Annotated in this window: 10 protein-coding genes; 3 read left to right on the top strand and 7 right to left on the bottom strand. The window is 44.7% G+C overall.

Annotation, left to right across the window (positions count from 1 at the left end; genetic code table 11):
- Window positions 1–29 precede the first annotated feature (29 nt).
- Together QZW82_RS27515 and QZW82_RS27510 are read left to right on the top strand one after the other, a co-directional pair.
- Window positions 30–425 carry a response regulator gene (locus tag QZW82_RS27515; protein ID WP_293155925.1) on the top strand — a complete coding sequence of 132 codons (396 nt, stop codon included), beginning with the start codon at window positions 30–32 and terminating at the stop codon, window positions 423–425.
- Window positions 422–3028 (top strand): PAS domain S-box protein, encoded by a 2607-nt coding sequence (locus tag QZW82_RS27510; RefSeq protein WP_293155922.1) that lies wholly within the window; start codon window positions 422–424, stop codon window positions 3026–3028. The genes QZW82_RS27515 and QZW82_RS27510 overlap by 4 nt, the downstream gene beginning before the upstream one ends.
- Before the next feature lie 107 nt (window positions 3029–3135).
- Here the strand turns inward: QZW82_RS27510 and QZW82_RS27505 are convergent, their stop codons facing one another.
- The 7 genes from QZW82_RS27505 to QZW82_RS27475 form a co-directional block, all read right to left on the bottom strand.
- On the bottom strand, window positions 3136–4224 hold the full coding sequence (locus QZW82_RS27505; RefSeq protein ID WP_293155919.1) for a response regulator: 1089 nt from the start codon (window positions 4222–4224) through the stop codon (window positions 3136–3138).
- Window positions 4225–4666: 442 nt separating this feature from the next.
- The gene (locus tag QZW82_RS27500; protein WP_293155916.1) at window positions 4667–6166 is read right to left on the bottom strand and encodes an ATP-binding protein; all 1500 of its coding nucleotides are present in this window, start codon (window positions 6164–6166) and stop codon (window positions 4667–4669) included.
- A 953-nt stretch (window positions 6167–7119) separates the two neighbouring features.
- Window positions 7120–7275: a hypothetical protein gene (locus QZW82_RS27495; RefSeq protein WP_293155913.1), complete on the bottom strand. Its 156-nt coding sequence runs from the start codon at window positions 7273–7275 to the stop codon at window positions 7120–7122.
- A gap of 210 nt (window positions 7276–7485) precedes the next feature.
- Window positions 7486–7932, bottom strand: a complete 447-nt coding sequence (locus tag QZW82_RS27490; RefSeq protein ID WP_293155910.1) for a response regulator — start codon at window positions 7930–7932, stop codon at window positions 7486–7488.
- A 50-nt stretch (window positions 7933–7982) separates the two neighbouring features.
- Entirely contained in the window at window positions 7983–10658 is a 2676-nt protein-coding gene (locus QZW82_RS27485; RefSeq protein ID WP_293155907.1) for a PAS domain S-box protein, read from the bottom strand.
- A 488-nt stretch (window positions 10659–11146) separates the two neighbouring features.
- Window positions 11147–13066: a response regulator gene (locus QZW82_RS27480; RefSeq protein WP_293155904.1), complete on the bottom strand. Its 1920-nt coding sequence runs from the start codon at window positions 13064–13066 to the stop codon at window positions 11147–11149.
- A gap of 472 nt (window positions 13067–13538) precedes the next feature.
- Window positions 13539–14825, bottom strand: coding sequence for a chemotaxis protein (locus tag QZW82_RS27475; RefSeq protein WP_293155901.1), 1287 nt, complete (start codon window positions 14823–14825; stop codon window positions 13539–13541).
- A 426-nt stretch (window positions 14826–15251) separates the two neighbouring features.
- Between QZW82_RS27475 and QZW82_RS27470 the strand changes: the two genes are divergently transcribed.
- Window positions 15252–17795 carry a GAF domain-containing hybrid sensor histidine kinase/response regulator gene (locus QZW82_RS27470; RefSeq protein ID WP_293155898.1) on the top strand — a complete coding sequence of 848 codons (2544 nt, stop codon included), beginning with the start codon at window positions 15252–15254 and terminating at the stop codon, window positions 17793–17795.
- The last annotated feature ends 279 nt before the right edge of the window (window positions 17796–18074 follow it).

The following is an 18074-nucleotide window of genomic DNA, read 5'->3' as shown; positions in this document are numbered from 1 at the left end:
CCCTGCCAGACGAAAGGAGGAAACTAGCGATGTCTAAACCAGCAATTTTGTGTGTTGACGATGAAGTAGCGGTGTTGGAAAGTCTGGAAATTGAACTGCAACATGCATTTAAGGGTAAATATCTTTGCGAATTTGCTGAAAGTGCTGCCGAAGCACTGGAGATTATTGAAGAGCTGTGTGAAGATGAGGTTAACATTCTAGTTATTGTCTCTGATTGGTTGATGCCTGGAATGAAAGGAGATGAGTTGCTGATTAAAATTCATCAAAAATATCCGCAGATTGTGACAGTTATGCTGACGGGACAAGCGGAAAAAGAAGCAATTGAACGCACAAAATCTCAAGCCAATCTTCATGCTTTTATACAAAAACCTTGGCAAAATCAAGAATTAATTGAAGCGATTAAGTCTGGTCTAGCAAAGTTATGAAAAAACCTGTAATTATTTGTGTGGATGATGAGCAGACTATACTCGATAGTCTGGAAATAGACCTGCTAAAAGCCTTTGAAGATAAATATTTAATTGAAACTGCCCAAAGCGGCGAAGAAGCTTTGGAATTGCTGTCTGAACTTTTAGCAGAACAGTATGAAGTTCCTTTGATTATTTCCGATCATATCATGCCGAATATGAAAGGAGACGAGCTATTGAGAAGCGTTCATGCCATCTCGCCGAGAACTCTCAAGATTATGCTGACGGGGCAGGCTAATTTGGAGGCGGTAGCCAATGCTATTAATTATGCTAAATTGTACCGATACATACCTAAGCCTTGGCAAACCGATGATTTAAAATTAACTGTTACTGAGGCAATCTACAGATATTTTCAAGATAAACAATTAGCTGAAAAACAAATAGAACTTCAGGAAATGAATCAGGAGTTGGCAAGATTAAACCGCAAGCAGGCGATGCTGATTGCCAAACTCCACGAAAACGAAAGTCGGTTGACGCAATACCTGGAAGCGATGCCGTTGGGCGTGTGCGTGCTTGATGCGAACGGTCAATCTTTTTATGCTAATCAAAAGGCACGGGATGTATTTGGAAAAGGCAATGTACCCCATATTAATTCAGAGCAGAAAGCAGCAATTTATCAATTCTATAAAGCCGGAACTAATCAGAGATGTCCTGTGGAAGAATTGCCAATTATGCAGGCGCTGCGGGGCGAAAGTGTGCGGACTGAGGGTGTAGAAATTCGGACTGGTAATAAGGTGATTCCGGTGGAGAGTTGGGCGACTCCTATTTATGATTCTCTCGGGGATATTTGTTACGGGATTATTGCTTTTACTGATATTACGGAACGCAAGCAAGCTGAAGCAGCGCTGGTGCAAGCTGAAGAGAAGTATCGCCGGATATTTGAAAATGCTCTCGAAGGTATTTTTCAGACTGCACCTGACGGAACTTTGATCAGCGCTAATCCTGCTCTCGCTCAAATCTATGGCTATGATTCTCCTGAAGAATTGATGGCAAGTGTTAATGATTTTCAGCGCCAATTGTACGTGCAACCGCACCGCCGTCAAGAGTTTTTTGAGTTGATGCAAGAGTACGGTACTGTGTCTGAGTTTGAGTCGGAAGTTTACCGCCGAGATGGCACTGTTATCTGGATTTCTGAGGATGCGCGTACTGTTTTTGATGCTAGGGGTGAACTGCTTTACTATCAGGGTTTTGCTGAGGATATTACTTTGCGAAGACTTGTAGATGCGGAACGCCTGAAGTTTACGAATGATTTGGAAAAAGCTTTGATAGCTGAAGAAAAGTTCAATGAAGCGCTGTTAGAAAGCGAAAATCGGCTGACTCAATTGCTGGAAGCGGTGCCGGTGGGTATATTTGTGGTTGATGGTATTGGGAAACCTTGTTACATGAATTCTTGGGCTGAGAAAATACTTGGCAAAGGCTTGGTTTCTGATGTTATTCCTAGCACTTTGCCGGAAGTTTATCAAACTTACTGCGCCGGAACTAATGAGCTTTATCCAAGCGAGAGACAACCGATTGTGCGGGCGCTGGGGGGGGAAGTGGTGCACTCTGATGATGCAGAAATTCACCGCCCGGAGAGGATTGTGCCGATCGAGATTTGGGCGACTCCAATCTACGACGAACGGAAAAACATTGTTTACGCGATCGCAGTTTTTCAAGATATCACAGAGCGTCAACAGGTGGAAACCGAGCGCCGCCAATTTACAAACGAGCTGGAAAAAGCTTTGGCAGCGGAAGAAAAATTAACAGATGCTTACGGGCGGTTTGTGCCGCACCAATTTCTCCACTTTCTCGGATATGAAAGTATTCTGGACGTAAAATTAGGCGATCAGGTGCAGAAAGAAATGTCGGTGTTGTTTTCAGATATTCGGAATTTCACGGCTCTTTCAGAACAGATGAGTCCTGAAGAAAATTTTCAATTTATTAATGCTTATTTGTCGCGGATGGAACCGGCAATTACTGAAAATTTTGGGTTTATTGATAAATATATTGGCGATGCGATTATGGCGCTGTTTAATGGCAGTGCGGACGATGCGGTGAAAGCTGGAATTGCGATGCTAGAACAGCTTAATGAGTATAATATGAGTCGCAGTCGGCCCGATCGCGCGCCGCTGCAAATTGGCATTGGCATCAATACGGGTTCTTTGATGTTAGGCACGGTTGGCGGCCAAAGTCGGATGGATAGCACGGTGATTAGCGATGCGGTTAATTTGGCTTCCCGTGTGGAAAGTTTGACGAAAGAGTATGGAGTTTCGATGTTAATTACTCACAATACTTTTGTACAGTTAAATGATGTTTATGATTTTAGGTTGATCGATCGCGTTACAGTCAAAGGCAAATCGCGCATGGTTACGGTTTATGAAATATTTACGGCCGATCCGCCCGAGTTGCGGCAGAAAAAGTTAGATACAAAGACAATGTTTGAGCAAGGTTTGGTTTTCTACAATAGTGACAAATTTCTCGAAGCTACAAGATTGTTTTCGGCGTGCTTGCAAGTCAATCCTGGGGATAAGGTAGCTCAAATTTATATACACCGATGTGTGAAACGGGCGATCGCTCCTCCATAAGCTTTGTTAGCCGGAGAGATTGTCTGTTTGCAAGAATGAGATGCTCCCGATCTCAACCCCGCTCCACTAAATCATCCCCAAATCTCAAATCTCAAATCTCAAATTGTTTAGATTGGCAGGAAAACGGAAACAATTGTTTCTTGCTGTGGCAAACTTTCTATTTTAAATTGTCCTCCGTGCAATTCTGCTAGGCGTTGAACAATGGCCAAGCCCAATCCCAAACCTGGTTGTTGGTAAAGTTTGCGATCGAACTGCCTGTAAGCTTCTAGCTGTGCAATCTGATCGGGAGTCATGCCGCGGCCTTGGTCTTTGACAGACAGAATAAAAGTCTCATTTTCTACGAAAGTGCTTAAGAAAACTGGCGTTCCTTCTAAAGAAAATTTGAAGGCATTGTCCAGCAGTTCCTCAACAATTTTTGTAAGTCTCATAGAATCAATAGCTACCGACGCATCCTGCAAATTTAATTGTAAATCGTCTGTTCTATTCACCTGTTTCGCTTGCTGGAGCGCTTTTTGAGTGAGCAAAGATTGTACGCAGCTAAATTGGCTACAGCGCATTTCTTTTAGCAGTTCGGGATTTGTGCCTGCTATCTCCAGTTCTGCATACAGCAAAAAGTTCTGAATCAGCCGATACAAGCGATGACCTGAAGTGTTAATTTGACCGATCATTTCTAAGATGTCTGAATCCTCGAACACCTGATATTCTGACAAAATTAACTCGGAAAAGCCCAGAATAGCATTCAAAGGAGTCCGCAATTCGTGGGGGAGCGACATACTAATATTAATGCGTAATTCGTCTAGGGTTTTTTGAGATTTCTTGCTAATTGTTTTCTGTTTATCAAGTCGAATAGCAATTGCTTTTAGCAGTTCTTGTGGCGTACAAGGCTTAGTAATGTAATCGTCTGCTCCCATTTCCATGCCAGTGCGAATGTCACTTTTATCGGCTTTGGCTGTGAGGAAAATAAACGGAATTGTGGCAGTTATGGGGTCGGAACGCAAAGCTTTGAGGACGCCGTGACCGTCAATTTCCGGCATCATCATGTCGCACAAAATTAAATCGGGGATTTGTGCGATCGCCAATTTGATGCCGACTTTACCGTCGTTCGCTCCAATGCCTTCAAAATTCTCGGCTTCCAGCAACTCTAAAATGTTTTCTCTAATCGATTCTTCGTCTTCTATTACTAAAATCTTTGCCACGGTTATTGCTCCTTTTCGTTAGTAGTTGTTGCAAAAAATCTGTGTGAGGACACTTGACAAATTTGTTTGTTTGTGTTATTAACTGAGCGTTAAGTGGCGGATGCTTATAGTTGACAATTTAGTCGTGAAGCTGGACTGCATTTAAATTGTATAACCTTTCTCCAAAAAATGATGTATGTCTGGTAATGGGTAATTGGTAATTGGTAATTGATAATCGATAGTTTGTTTCCTCCTATAAGCTTTCTGAGGTTAAACTCCGGTAAAGAGGCTCTGGGCGCGTGTGTGTTCTCAATCCGACGATCGTAGCAGAATTTGACATAGCTCATCTTTATGAGAACCGCTATATATTTGAATGAACTATTAAAGTTAATCAACTCCTCTCCCCCTCTCTCCCTCTCTCCTTCTCCCTCTCTTCCTCTCCCTCTCTCTCTGGCGCAGCAGCTTATTGGCTGGCACAAATTAAAGGTAAGGTAATAGTGAAAGTTGTGCCTTTTCCTTCTTGACTCTCGATCGCCAGTTTGCCGTCGTGAAGTTCCACGGCTCTTTTCACAATTGCTAAACCGAGACCTGTTCCCGAAATAGTGCCGACATTTGTAGCTCGGTAAAAAGTTTCTAAGATCCGCTCTATATCGGCTTGGGGAATCCCGATGCCCTGATCTTGAACCTGGAAAACAGCTTTGCCGTTTTGACAATTGAGTCGCAAGGAAACTGAACTGCCGGCGGGGGAATATTTGATGGCATTTGAGAGGACGTTTCCCAACATTTGCCGCAGCAGTTTTTCATCCATTTGAGCGTCGCAGTTGCCCCCTTCAGGTATAAAGGCGATCGGATGTTGGTTGCTATCGTTGAGCTGCTGTTCTTCTACGAGGTGACGGCAAAATTTTTCGAGGTTTAAGGAAATCGGTTGAAATGGTAAGGTGTTTGCTTCTATTTTGCCAATTACGAGGATATCTTCTAATAACTCTGTCATGCGTTTGATGGCTAGTTGAATCCGCACAAAATGAGTGGATTTTTTTTCTTCTGACCACTTAGCGCTGTAATCTTGGAGCAATCCAGCGGAAAATTGGATGGTTGTCAGGGGGGTGCGGAATTCGTGGGAAACCATGGTGACAAATTTGGCTCGCAGTTCGGAAAGTTCTTTTTCTCGTGCGAGGGCTTTGAGAATTTCAGCTTCTGCGCGTTTGCGATCGCTAATGTCGCGGGCTTCAGCAATCAGCAGCAAAACTTGTCCTGTCTCATTTTTAACAGGTTTGAGTGAGAAATCAACTGTGACTATTTGGCCGTTTTTGCCTAACAAGTCGATTTCGCTGCGGAAAAACTCGCCGCGGCTGGCTTTGGCGATCGCAAATTGCAGTTGTTCGGAAAAATTTCGGGTTTGAGGCCAAATCGCCATTTGCCAAATCGGGCGGCCGACTATATCTTGCGATCGCACTCCGGCAAAATCGAGGGCTGTCTCGTTGACTTCGAGCACGACTCCTTCGGGAGTCAGCAGCTTGGTGAGTTGAAACGAAGAGTCAAAAATCGCCCGAAAACGTCGCTCGCTTTCCCGCAGCATTTGGAAGGTTTGCGATCGTTCGATCGCGTAGCGGATAGTCCGCACTAATAATGGAGTAGTAATTTGACCTTTAACAATGTAATCTTGAGCTCCCAAGCGAACTGATTCCAGGGCTATAGCCTCATCGTCCAAGCCTGTCATCACCACCATTGCTGTATCGGGGGCCACTTCTCGCAGGCGAGTTAGGGTTTCCAAACCGCGGCTGTCTGGCAAAGAAAGGTCGAGCAATACTATATCAAAGTTTTGTTTGCACAGTTGGGCGATCGCCTCATGCAGGAACTCAACAGACACGAGTTCCCACTGAACGCCCCCAGATACTTCTAAAAGTTCTGCAAGCAAATCAGCATCAGCGGGATTGTCTTCTATTAACAGAATCTTAATCCACATAGCTTAGAGGTTTTTGGCTGTAACATTTTCACGGCGTATCAATCTCAGCTTAAACTTTTTTTCTTGACCCTGCCATTTGCAACTTGAAAATTATTATTTGGTAACACTTCCAAACCACTTTATTTAGCCAAATTCAAGTCAAGCATAATGCAATCAAGACGGGGTACGCCCACTACAAACTTTCTGGCTGGAAAAAAATCCTTGCTGACCGAAGAGCGAAACGCAAGCCCCGGGCTAACGACACGGATCCAAGTCGGTAGCGGTTGAAACCGCCTTCAATATTTCTTTACATACATCAATCAATACTTCGGACAGTTTTAGATCTGATCGAGTATCTCAAACCCTTGATGGCTATAGGGCTGACTATTTTTTCAATCTTTAAGTCTAGCCCGCTCGTTTCAAAAAATCATTAAAAATGCCAGGGCTTAGTCTGTAACGCTTACAGAGTCGTTAAAAAACTGTCCGAACTATCGATCGATGAAACATATCGAAAATTGATGTTATGATTAAGAAGATTGAGTAGGAATAACCATCTACGTGTTGAAACAACCTAGTACGGTGCAATCCCGGCAACGGACATATCCGACTTGATTCGGAATAGTTAAAGGGCAAACAAAAGGCAGGTTGTTGAGCGTACCGTAACTTTTGGCTAGTGATGGACTCTGAAAGCAAAAAAAACTAAAGTATACGCAATGCTTGAAGAAATTCAAGTTGAGCGAGTAGCGGCGAATTGATAGCGCCTTTGTAGATCCGATTATGGTTTCTTCAAGAATCCCCTCGCCTTTAGGCATGGGGAGTATCAAACTCCATCTTCCACTCTTATGCCACTTGTGAAAAAAATGCTTTTCGCCAGACTTTTTCTAGCCAAGTGATACTATTTGCGATTTGCGATTCTGGCATGAGAAATGGCTCTGGGGTTTGGAGTTAGCCTACATTTGCATTTTTTATCAATATCAGGACTGCTGGTTCATCAGTTGACAGTTGACAGTTGACAGTTGACAGTTAACAGTTGACAGTTGACAGTTGACAGTTGACAGTTGACAGTTGACAGTTGACAGTTGACAGCTACCCATAGCCGTCGATAGAAGAGGATTGAAGCAATGAATCATTTTAAGCTGTTAGTGATTTAGATTTATTGCCTCAACCCCTTACAGTATGGGGTCTGGTACACAAATAGTGCAGTTTGAATGTCGAACAGCTTATTTGATTTCCCCAGTTTAGGGGGAGGCTTCAGACCCAATCTTCTGGGTGAATCCTTCTATACCGAATTTAAAAAATTGAAAAAATTTTATATTGGCCATCAGCAAAATATCTGTTGTTTAATTTAGAGGAAGCTTGACGACTGCGAGCCAGAATTCCTCAATTAACCTGACTACCTTAGTAAATTGTACGAAGTCTACAGGCTTAGTTATGTAACAGTTGGCGTGGAGCGAGTAGGACTTGGCAATATCCTCCGGAGCTGCTGAAGTGGTGAGAATCACTACAGGAATTAATTTTAAATTAGGGTCAGTTTTAATTTCTTCTAGCACTTCAACGCCACTTTTTTTGGGCAGATTCAAATCCAGCAAAATTAAATCAGGACGGGGTACGCCCAGGTAGGGTGCTGTTTTGTGTAAAAACTTGATTGCTTCAACTCCATCCTCCACAAAATGTAAGTTATTCAATATTTTACCCTGGCCGAAGGCTTCTATTGCCAAATCGGCGTCGCTGGGCGAATCCTCAATCAGCAGAATCTCAACGGGTCTAACAGTGCTTCGATCGCTCATAACTGGCGTATCCTTTTGATTAGAGGAAAAAAAAATTGAACTTTGACCCTTCAGCTATTAATTATAGGAATAGTGAAGTAAAAAGTCGCTCCTTTTCCCTCCTGAGATTCCACCCAGATCCGCCCGCCATGGCGTTCCACAATGCGCTTGCACATCGCCAAGCCTATGCCAGTACCGGAATATTCGCGGCGTCCGTGCAGGCGTTGAAAAATGATAAAAATGCGATCGGCATACTCAGGGGCGATGCCAATGCCCCGATCGCGGACGCTGAACAGCCATTCGCCCTCTTGCCTTTGGGCTGCGATCTGAATGAACGGGATGTCTTCGCGGCAAAATTTGATGCCGTTGGCGATCAAATTTTGGAATAATTGCACCAGTTGAGATTCATCTGCCATCACCGTTGGCATCTCGTCGCAGGCGATCGCAGCTTTGGTTTCGGCGATCGCAATTTGCAAATTGCACAAACTTTGCTTGACAGCAGCATTGCAGTCGGCTGGCTCAAACTCCTGACCCCTCGTTCCCAGTCGCGAATACGCCAACAAATCATTAATCAATTGTTGCATTCTGGTCGCGCCGTCAACAATATAATTAATATACTTATCGGCGCGATCGTCCAAATTTTCTTGATAGCGCTGGGCGAGCAATTGAGTGTAACTGGTAACAGCTCGGAGCGGTTCTTGCAAATCGTGGGAAGCCACATAAGCAAATTGTTCTAGTTCCTCGTTAGAACGCTTCAAATCTTCTGTAAGTTGCAGCATTTGCTGCTCTGCTTCTTTGCGGTCTGTAATGTTGTAAACCAACGCACAACAAGACAGCATATTCCCCAGATTGTCGAATACTGGACTGGTAGAAATATAAGTCCAAACATCTTTACCCTCCTTAGTTTTTAGTTGTACTTCACGTTTTTCACCAATAGCTTGCTGGCGCCGATCCACAGGATAGAGATTTGATGTTCTTTCCGGTTCGTCCGTGAAATCAAAAATCGGTCTACCTAACATTTCTACTTCACTATAGCCAAGCATTCGTGCCATTGCGTGATTGACGTAAGTCGTGAGGGAATTGCTGTCAATTACCCAAATACCTTCTTCTGCTAATTCAACTATTTGTCTGTACTTGAATTCGCTTTCCTGCAAGGCTGTTTCAGTTAGTTTGCGATCGGTTATATCTTTCATGAAACAGTGGTGACCGTTAAATGTCCCTTGGGCGTCGCAAGCTTTTACCAGAGTTATTTGCTTGTAAAAAAACGTTCCATTTTTCCGGACTCCTCTAGCTTCCACGTCTACTTTGCCAGAAATTAGCATCTCCTCATAAGCTGAGATTAGCATCTCAATATCATCAGGATGTACGGTGAGTATCCATTCCATACCGACCATTTCTTCGGGTTCGTAACCGCAGGTATGAGCGTAAGCTCGGTTAGCATTGACGTAGCGTCCCTCAATGTCCAGTCGCGAAATGCCTTCCACGGCATTTTGCAAGGCAATGTTGAGGTCGCGGAAATCTTTTTCAGCTTGTTTGCGATCGCTAATATCCTGACCGATACCCAAAAAACCGTTAATATTTCCGTTGTCGTCAAATAAGGCAGTCACAGACAGCAGTACCGGAAACCGCGAACCATCTTTGCGAATGTAACTCCATTCATTTTCGTCAGCTATTCCCCGACGCGCCCCGGCGACAAAAACCTCAAACCCCGGCTCTATGTTTACTCCCAATTCTTGAGAAATAATTTCTGCTCTTTTACCGACCTCCACAGGATCGTGAATGATTGCTGGTGTAAATTTTCCCACCACTTCTTCGGAGGAATATCCTAAAAGTTTCTGGGCTGCCAGATTAAATGTTTTAATAGTACCGTCTGGTTCGGTAGAAATAATTGTGTAGTTAGGGCTATTAAGAATTGCATTTTGCAGTTGCGTCAATTCTAACAAAGTGAACGCAATTTTTTGTCTGTAGGCGATTTCTTTTTGCAATTTGTGGTTGTAAATTTCAATTTGAGCAGTGCGATCGACTACTCGACGCTCCAGGGTTTCATTGAGCAGTCGATTTTCTTCTTCTACCTGCTTGCGTTCTGTAATATCAGTAATAGTAGCAACATAACTTTTAACCTTCCCATTTTCTCCAACTTGACCGACAGCTTGACCGAATACCCAACTGATTTTAGTGCGATCGATGCCTTGAAAGCGGTACTCAGATTTAAACGGCAATTTCTCGGCAGCGGCGCTGTACCATTGGTCAAAAACCCGCTGGCGGTCGTCTGGATGAATGCCTTGGAACCACCCTTTACCCAAAGCTTCATCGCAGCCCATTCCCGAAATTTGACACCAGCGCTCGTTGACATACAAGCAATCTCCTATAGCGTCTGCATAAAATATTCCCACCGGCGAAGCTTCAGTTAAGGTTTGATAGCGAGCTTCTGTTTCTCGGCGTTCGATGATTTCTTGTTGCAGTATGCGATCGATCATCCCTAATTGAGTTGGACTCAGGAGAGTTAATGCTTGGGGAACTAAAGGAATTAATGCAAAAGCCGTGTAAGCAGAAATCGCGGCGGTAATAATTTTCAGACAGCCCGAAACCCAATAAACAGGATGCCAAAGCGTCCAAACTTCCATTACATGAGTAGTGCCACAGGAGATAATAAAGGCGGCAAACAGCCAAAAAATGTTGCGAAATGGTAAGTCTTTTCGCTGAGCGATAAAATAAATTAGCGATAGCGGTATTGAATAGTAAGCCATGGCAATTATCGAGTCTGACACGATGTGGAGCGCCACAAGCTCTCGCTGCCAAAGGTAACAGTGACCGTGAGGAATGTAATTCCCGATGAATAAGAGGTTATTTAAAACAGTCCACATGATAAAGAAATGAGTAATGGGGAATGGGGAATGGGGAATGGCATTGGTGTAAACTTAAGCTTAAAAACCCTTATATCTCTCGTTCACAATCGAGGCGCGATCCCCCTCGCATCCCCCTTATAAAGCATAGCTGATAGTCAGGGAGTGGAGCGATAGAGACTAAGCTAGAAGCGAGATTTGTCATGTATTTGCGCCGAGAATCGACACTAATAGGACGGCTGATTTGGGCCTGCTTACCAGAAATAATTGGTTGAAAGCCGGAGCCCCGGGAGAAATTAAAATCAGACTATTCATTACTCCAATCCTCGGACTTCCAGGTAGAGGTCGCCCTCTTGCTGTCCCAGGTCAACTGTCCCAGGTCAACTGTCAACTTACCGCTGTGTCAGAGCAAGTTTGTGTCGGAGTTGAGTCCGCTCCAAACGATTCAGGATGCGAGCAATTAATTCCGGTTCCACGATCGGCTTATTCACGTAGTCATCAGCACCCGCGACAAACATTTGACGCACTATTTCCGACTCAGAATGAGCAGTCAAAAATAGCACGGGAAGCTTGCTCCAGCGCAAATCGTTCCGTACCGCCAAACACAGCTCGATACCACTATAACCGGGCATCTCCACATCTAAAATTAGCAAATCTGGACAAGTGGTTTCGAGTACCTCCCAGAACTTTTCGGGCCGCTCTAATGTTGTGACTTGCAATCCCCAAGGTTGTAGAATCATTTTCAGCGCAGCCAATAGATGCACATCATCGTCTACTACCATAACTTTGGCTTCAGCAGTGCCTGTTTGATCGAGAACCTGGGCGACTGATTTGAGTATATCTGCTGGGGTGATAGATTTGTGTAAAAAGCCCGAAGCTCCCAAACGAGCAACTTCAATTCGATCGCTCAATTGATTGTTCCCGCTAAAAATCATCACTGGAATATCAGGTTTTTCAGTGCGGAGTTCGGCTAGGAGAGTAAGTCCGTTTTCCTGAATTCTGGAAAATCTCAAATCCAGCAAAATCGCGTCGGGAGGCCGTTGAGAAATCGCGCTTCTTGCGGATTGCCCAGATGTGGCAACTTCTATCTCAAAGCCGGAACCGGATGCTGCTGCTTTTAGTAAATCGCTCTGCAAAGTATCATCATCAACGATCAGAATGCGGCGCTTTTTGGAAACCGCAGTAACCAGCTCGCTTTCAGGTTCCGGCGGGCGATCGAATATCTGTTTGAGCAAATGCAGAAATTCCTCAATCTGCTGAGCAGTCTCCGGTTTAAAGATGTTTTGGGCCTTGAACAACTGTTCGATATTGCGCGCAACTTCCGAACCTTTCGGCAGCCCTAAAGTTCCCAAAGAACCGACTAATTTGTGAGCTTGCTCCTGGGCTTCCCGCCGCAGTTGGTTGTCCAAGGTTCCGGTTTTCAGTTGGGCGATCGCGCGATCGAATATCACCACCTTTTCGATAAAATTAGCTTTTAACTTGCCCCGAATTTCCGCAACCACACTCAGGACTTGGAGGCGGCGCTCATCGTTGCTTAATTCCTGGCTGTGCGCGATCGATTCAGCAGATACATTTTCTTGACTTTTAGCAGTTTCTGCCGTATCCCGGGCAACTTTTGGACTCTCAATCTCCTCCGGCAGACTTTTGAGCCGGTAGCCCAATCCATACACCGTTTCCACTAAATCTACAGTCATCCCGGCTGCTTTCAGCTTGTGCCGCAGCCCCTTGATATGAGCGGTAACAGCTTCTTCCTGAGGAAATTCGCCGGCCGACCAAATGCGATCGAGGATGGCACTGCGACTGAAAATGCGCCGGGGATTTCTCAGAAAAAGTTCCAGCAGATTGTACTCTTTGGGAGTCAAATGCAGAACTTTTTCGCCATAAGTTACTTCCGTAGTGTCCGGGTTGACTTGCAGTTTTTCCCAAGTCAAACTTGTACTCGACAAACTTGCCTTACCCCGGCGCAGCAAAGCCCGAATTCGAGCAATTAATTCTTGGAGATTAAAGGGTTTGACCACATAATCGTCTGCACCCGCTTCTAAACCTTGGACTCGATCGTTACTGCTATCTAGCGCTGTCAGCAATAAAATCGGCATTTGGCAGCCGGACGATCGCAATTCCCGACACAAACTAATACCGTCGAGTTTAGGAATCAGCACATCCAAAACAATCAAGTCGTAATCGTAGGCTTGTGCCAACTCCAACGCTGTTTCGCCGTCTTCTGCCGTATTCACATTGTAATTATGAGCATTCAGCGCTCTGGTCAGCAAATTGATTGTAATTGTGTCATCTTCCACTAACAAAATTTTCATAAGCCTTGCCTGTTATTTGACCAATTCTTGTGATTTTAAATCAAAATCTTGTGATGCAAATAGCGTTGCCTAACTTTTAATTTATTGGTATTAACCTCCTTCAAACAAATAGTATTGTGCAAATTGTAAAATTGTTACTTTTTATTTTTTCAGACCAACCGCCCCGACGATTATGAAGTTCTTGAAACACGAGCTTTTTTCCAGATATCACGACGATAACTCAAGGCGTCTTCCTTTTTCCTTCTCCTTCTCCTATATAGCGGTTCTCAAGCGTAGTGAGTATGCCCCCTGAGGCCACGGAGGCCACGGAGGCCCATCCCTCCGCTTCGCTTCGCCCGATGCCCCATGCCCCATCCCTCCGCTTCGCTTCGCCCCATGCCCCATGCCCTATGCCCTATGCCCATTCGTACCTCATATGAGAGCTAGAAAGGCTATACATATCGAAAAGTTAAATCAGATGAACGCTAGAATTTTAGGGTTTTTTCGACTTCAGCGCCTGCTGAATTTTTTGAATCAGATATTGCGATGAATCTTGCTGCTTAACTATATCTTCCCATTCAGAAATTTCAGCTTCAGCGTCTTCTAAATCTTTAACTAAAGAATGAGCAACAACACTTTTTTTAACTCCCAAATTTTCTTTAATGGCGGTCGGTGAATTGAAATCTTTTTCCGCTATTAATTCCTCCAACTCTAACAAAGCCATTTCCGCACGATCGATCTTGATGGTCACCGATTTAGCTACATTAGCACCCGCTCTTGCTGCCTCCGTGAGTTCGTGAACCCGAAGTTTAAATCGGCTGGCAATTTGCTCGATTTGGGTCCCCAATTCAAAAGTTTTACTTGCGAGTCTGCCAATTTCCAAACTCACCTTGCTCAGACCGCTGGGCTGATTTCCCATTTGATTGGTAACTACAGCCACCTGTACTGCTAAATGCCTGACTTGTTCGATCGCCTCCCCGATGGTTCGGGAAGTGCGGTTAACCGTTTCTAAATCATTAGCTATTGCTTTGCTAATACCCAAAATTTTCTGTGTATTATTGCAAATAGAATTAGCACCTTGAAAAGTAGCTTGAAATGCTTGGCGGCCTTCTGAAGAAATTAACTTTGCAATCCTCACAAATCGCTGATTCATTTGAGAAATTTCTTCAGCTTGTTTGAGCAGTGTCACTTGCTCGCGACTCGGAGTATTCTGCAATACTTGGGCTTGAAGGTGTTGGGATTTTAGCAACTCCTGGCATTCATAAAATTTTGCCTTTTCTTGTTGAATAATTCCCATATATTTCTGTCTTTCTACTCTGTATTTTTGAATAAGCTTGTTAGCTTGAGCTAAAAGTTTAGACTGGGCAATCACCAGAGTCCGAACGTCCAAAAGGCGGAAACTATGATTGTCCATTACCACAATAATTGGTTCATAAATTAAATCTTTATGCCTGTTGAGAGACGCTTGTACGGCATCCTCAACTTTCCAGTTTTCCTCCATCAGCAAAGGCGGTATTCTTATAAAATCTAACAAGGCTCGAATCGGGTGCTGCCCGTAAATTTCTACGCGATCGGGGAGACTCATTTGCTCTCGAAATTTGACGCGAGAAATCATGCCCAATACCTGTGATTCGTGAGTAATAATCACTCCCGGCAGGTCTGGTTCTTGCTCGAATCTTTGAGCTACTACCTGTCCTGGAGTTGCAGCAGTCACTTGGAAGTGGTGACACGGCAGATGTCCGATCGTGAAATCGGGGGTGAGTTGAGTTGGATTGCTCATTTACCCGGATAGTGTTAAGTAGAAGTTAACAAATTATATATTGATATTATACTGGATTAAGATTGTTTAAAGTAGTCAGCAACCCAGTCTTAAAAGAACTGAGCTTGTAAGAGTAATATCTCGCAAGCTGTGTTGACCAGCCTCAGCCTTAACTGGCTACGTTATTTGAGTCACGACACCGCAGAAAAACGGATACAAGCGCGCGACTTAAGTTGCGAGCAGCCCAAAATCTTAGCTCGAAGTTCCTGCTCCGGTGATTCACCTAGCTGCAAGTAAATCTAAAATCTAAAATCTCAAATCTAAAATCGACTGACTTCTTTGATCTCAAGTCTTTTGGAGCGGCCCCGTCTGCTGCGCCCCTGGTTCCCTCCCCAAAACAGCGGCATTCATATTTTGTCCTTTAAAACAACCGGGAAAATACCTAGATTGAAACCAAAAACCTTAAATCGAACTTTGCCGCTAGCAACCTTTGAGGCTGCTTACCAGTTGTTACAGCAAATGGCTGAACTCCCGGGGGCTATTTGGCTCGCCGACGATGCGATCGCGAATCCTGAAAATGGGAAAGGAAACTCGTCAGAAAGGTTTGCAGCAGTGGTATCAGATCGGTTTAGCGCGCTGCTGCGGGGCGAGGTATTAGATGAGTTGGCAACAAACGGACGCAAACACAGTGAAAAACATCTCACTTCGCAATTAAATGTGGATTTGACTTTCGATCCAGGGGCGATCGCCAATTTCCTCTCTCCCCTCGCAGACAAACTCGCAGAAATAACGCCCGCACCGCCAAGACAAATTGACATTCGCGCCCTCAAACAAGCAATTAACAACATACAGCCGAACTCGGCAATTTTGCAAAGCGAATTCACCCTAAATTTGCTGGATCTTCTCGCTACCGATGCCAGCAAAAACAATCGCCCGCCCCTACACGTCCCAACAGAAATAGAGGGAAACTCCGCGATCAAACCCATCGATCCAGAAACGCTACAGCACCAGATTGCCGAAGCCGTCAATCACTTACAAATTGCCAGTCCCTGCATTTCATTTTGTCAGCCTGTAGAAGATGCTTTGCAGCAGCAGCTAGAACAAGAGCGACTTTTGAATCAGGTGACAACTCAAATCCGCCAGAGTTTGGAATTACCAGTAATTTTGTCAAAAGCAGTTTCGAGAGTGCGAGAGTTTTTGGATGTCGATCGCCTGTTAATATATCAATTTGAAAAAGTGCCAGCCCCCCACCATGACGAATTAGGTAAAGAAATACCTATGGCCGTTTCTGGCGAAGTCACAGAAAATCCCGGTTTTTACTTGTATTTAGGTCGCGTTACCTACGAAGCTTTAGCCAGCGATGCTATCTCGTCTGTACTGGATTTTAGTGAAGGCGCCCAGTGCTTTCCCGATGGAGTCATTGACAGAGAGAAATATCGCAAAGGTTTGGCTTTGTGCGTCACTGATGTGGAAATAACTTACTCTTCGCACTCTTGTTTTTTAGAGTTGATGCGGCGGGCGAAGGTGCGGGCGAAGTTGCTAGTGCCGATCGTAGTTCAAGACCAATTGTGGGGGCTGCTAATTGCCCACCAGTGTACTGTGTGCGAGTGGGAGGAAAGCAAAAAAACATTTTTGCGGCAAATAGCAGAACATTTGGCGATCGCCATTTACCAAGCCGAACTTTATGCAGAAGTCCAGCAGCAAAAGTGCACCTCAGAACAGCGCGTCATAGAGCGAACCCAAGAACTGCGCGATGCCCTCGCCGCCGCCCAGTCTGCCAGCCTCGCCAAGAGCGAATTTTTGGCAGCTATGAGCCACGAATTGCGGACTCCCCTCACCTGCGTCATCGGCATTTCGGACACGCTGCTGCGGTGGTCTTACGGCAAAGTTGGCACCAAAGAAGTACCAATTGCCAAACAGCGACAGTACCTGCAAACTATCCGGGACAGCGGCGACCACTTATTAGAATTAATTAACGATATTTTAGATTTATCGCAAGTAGAAGCAGGAAAAGCAGTATTAAAAATTAGTGAATTTTCAATTTCTAAATTAGCTTCTCAGAGCCTGCACGCCTTCAAAGAAAAAGCTATAGCTAAAGGCGTGGAACTCGTGCAAGAACAGCGGATCAAACAAGAGTGCGATCGCTTCACCGCAGACCCGCGCCGCCTGAGACAAATTCTGTTCAATCTTTTAGGAAATGCGATTAAATTTACTCCCGAAGGCGGGCGAATCGTCCTGCGAGTGTGGGTGACAGAAGATAAAACTCGGACGCCAGCAGTGCGACAGCCCGGTACTGCACCCCCAGGTAGCACCGCTGTTTTTCAAATCAAAGATACCGGCATTGGAATTCCCGAAGATCAGCGATCGCTCTTGTTTCAAAAATTCCAGCAGTTAGATTCCCCCTACCGCCGCGAATACGGCGGCACCGGTTTGGGATTGGCATTGACTAAACAATTAGTAGAACTTCACGGCGGCGCGATCGAAGTCAACTCTACAGTTGATGTCGGCTCTACTTTTACCGTTTTTATACCCATCCAAACTAAAAGCAAAGATGAATCCACAAAATTCAAATACGAAAAATCTAATTCATCTTTACCGCTGCACTCTTCCTCCTTGCGGGGCAGCCTCGTCCTCGTAGAAGAAGATGAAGAAACTGCCATGCTGATTTGCGATATCCTGACAGCCGCAGGAATGCAAGTAGTGTGGATGATTGAAGGCTCGGCGGCGGTAGAACAAATTGAACTTTTGCAGCCCAATGCTGTAATTGTGGATATGCGTTTGCCCGGTATGAACGGCTGCGAAATAATTCAACAACTGCGCCAAAAACCCGCTACTGAAAATCTCAAAATTCTGGCTTTAAGCGCTAAAGAAATTCCCATAGATCAGATATCTTTCGTGACGGCGGGAGCTAACGATTGTTTGGCTAAACCGATTCACCCCGAGCAATTGCTTGACAAAATTCTTTCTTTAATGGCCGAGATTAATGGATAATAGGGCATTGGGCATTGGGCATTGGGCGAAGCGAAGCGGAGGGATGGGGCATTGGGCATTGGGCATGGGGCATGGGGCATCGGGCATTTAATATAATTGAGTTTTTGTGGTGATTATGGGAAGACCTGATTTTGAGGAATTAGAAGTTTATAACCCACATTCCGCACCCCCAACTGGCACATAGGGGGATTGAGGGGGGAAAAGTGAATCATCCGAGACAAAAATGAGTAGAAATACTCAATTATCTCGGTGACTCAACATCACCCAGTAGTCCATTCT

Origin of the sequence: Microcoleus sp. bin48.metabat.b7b8b9.023, assembly GCF_013299185.1 — a bacterium.
GTDB lineage: Bacteria > Cyanobacteriota > Cyanobacteriia > Cyanobacteriales > Microcoleaceae > Microcoleus.
The sequence above is the reverse complement of the archived record's forward strand: the minus strand, read 5'-3'. Positions and strand labels throughout refer to the sequence as shown.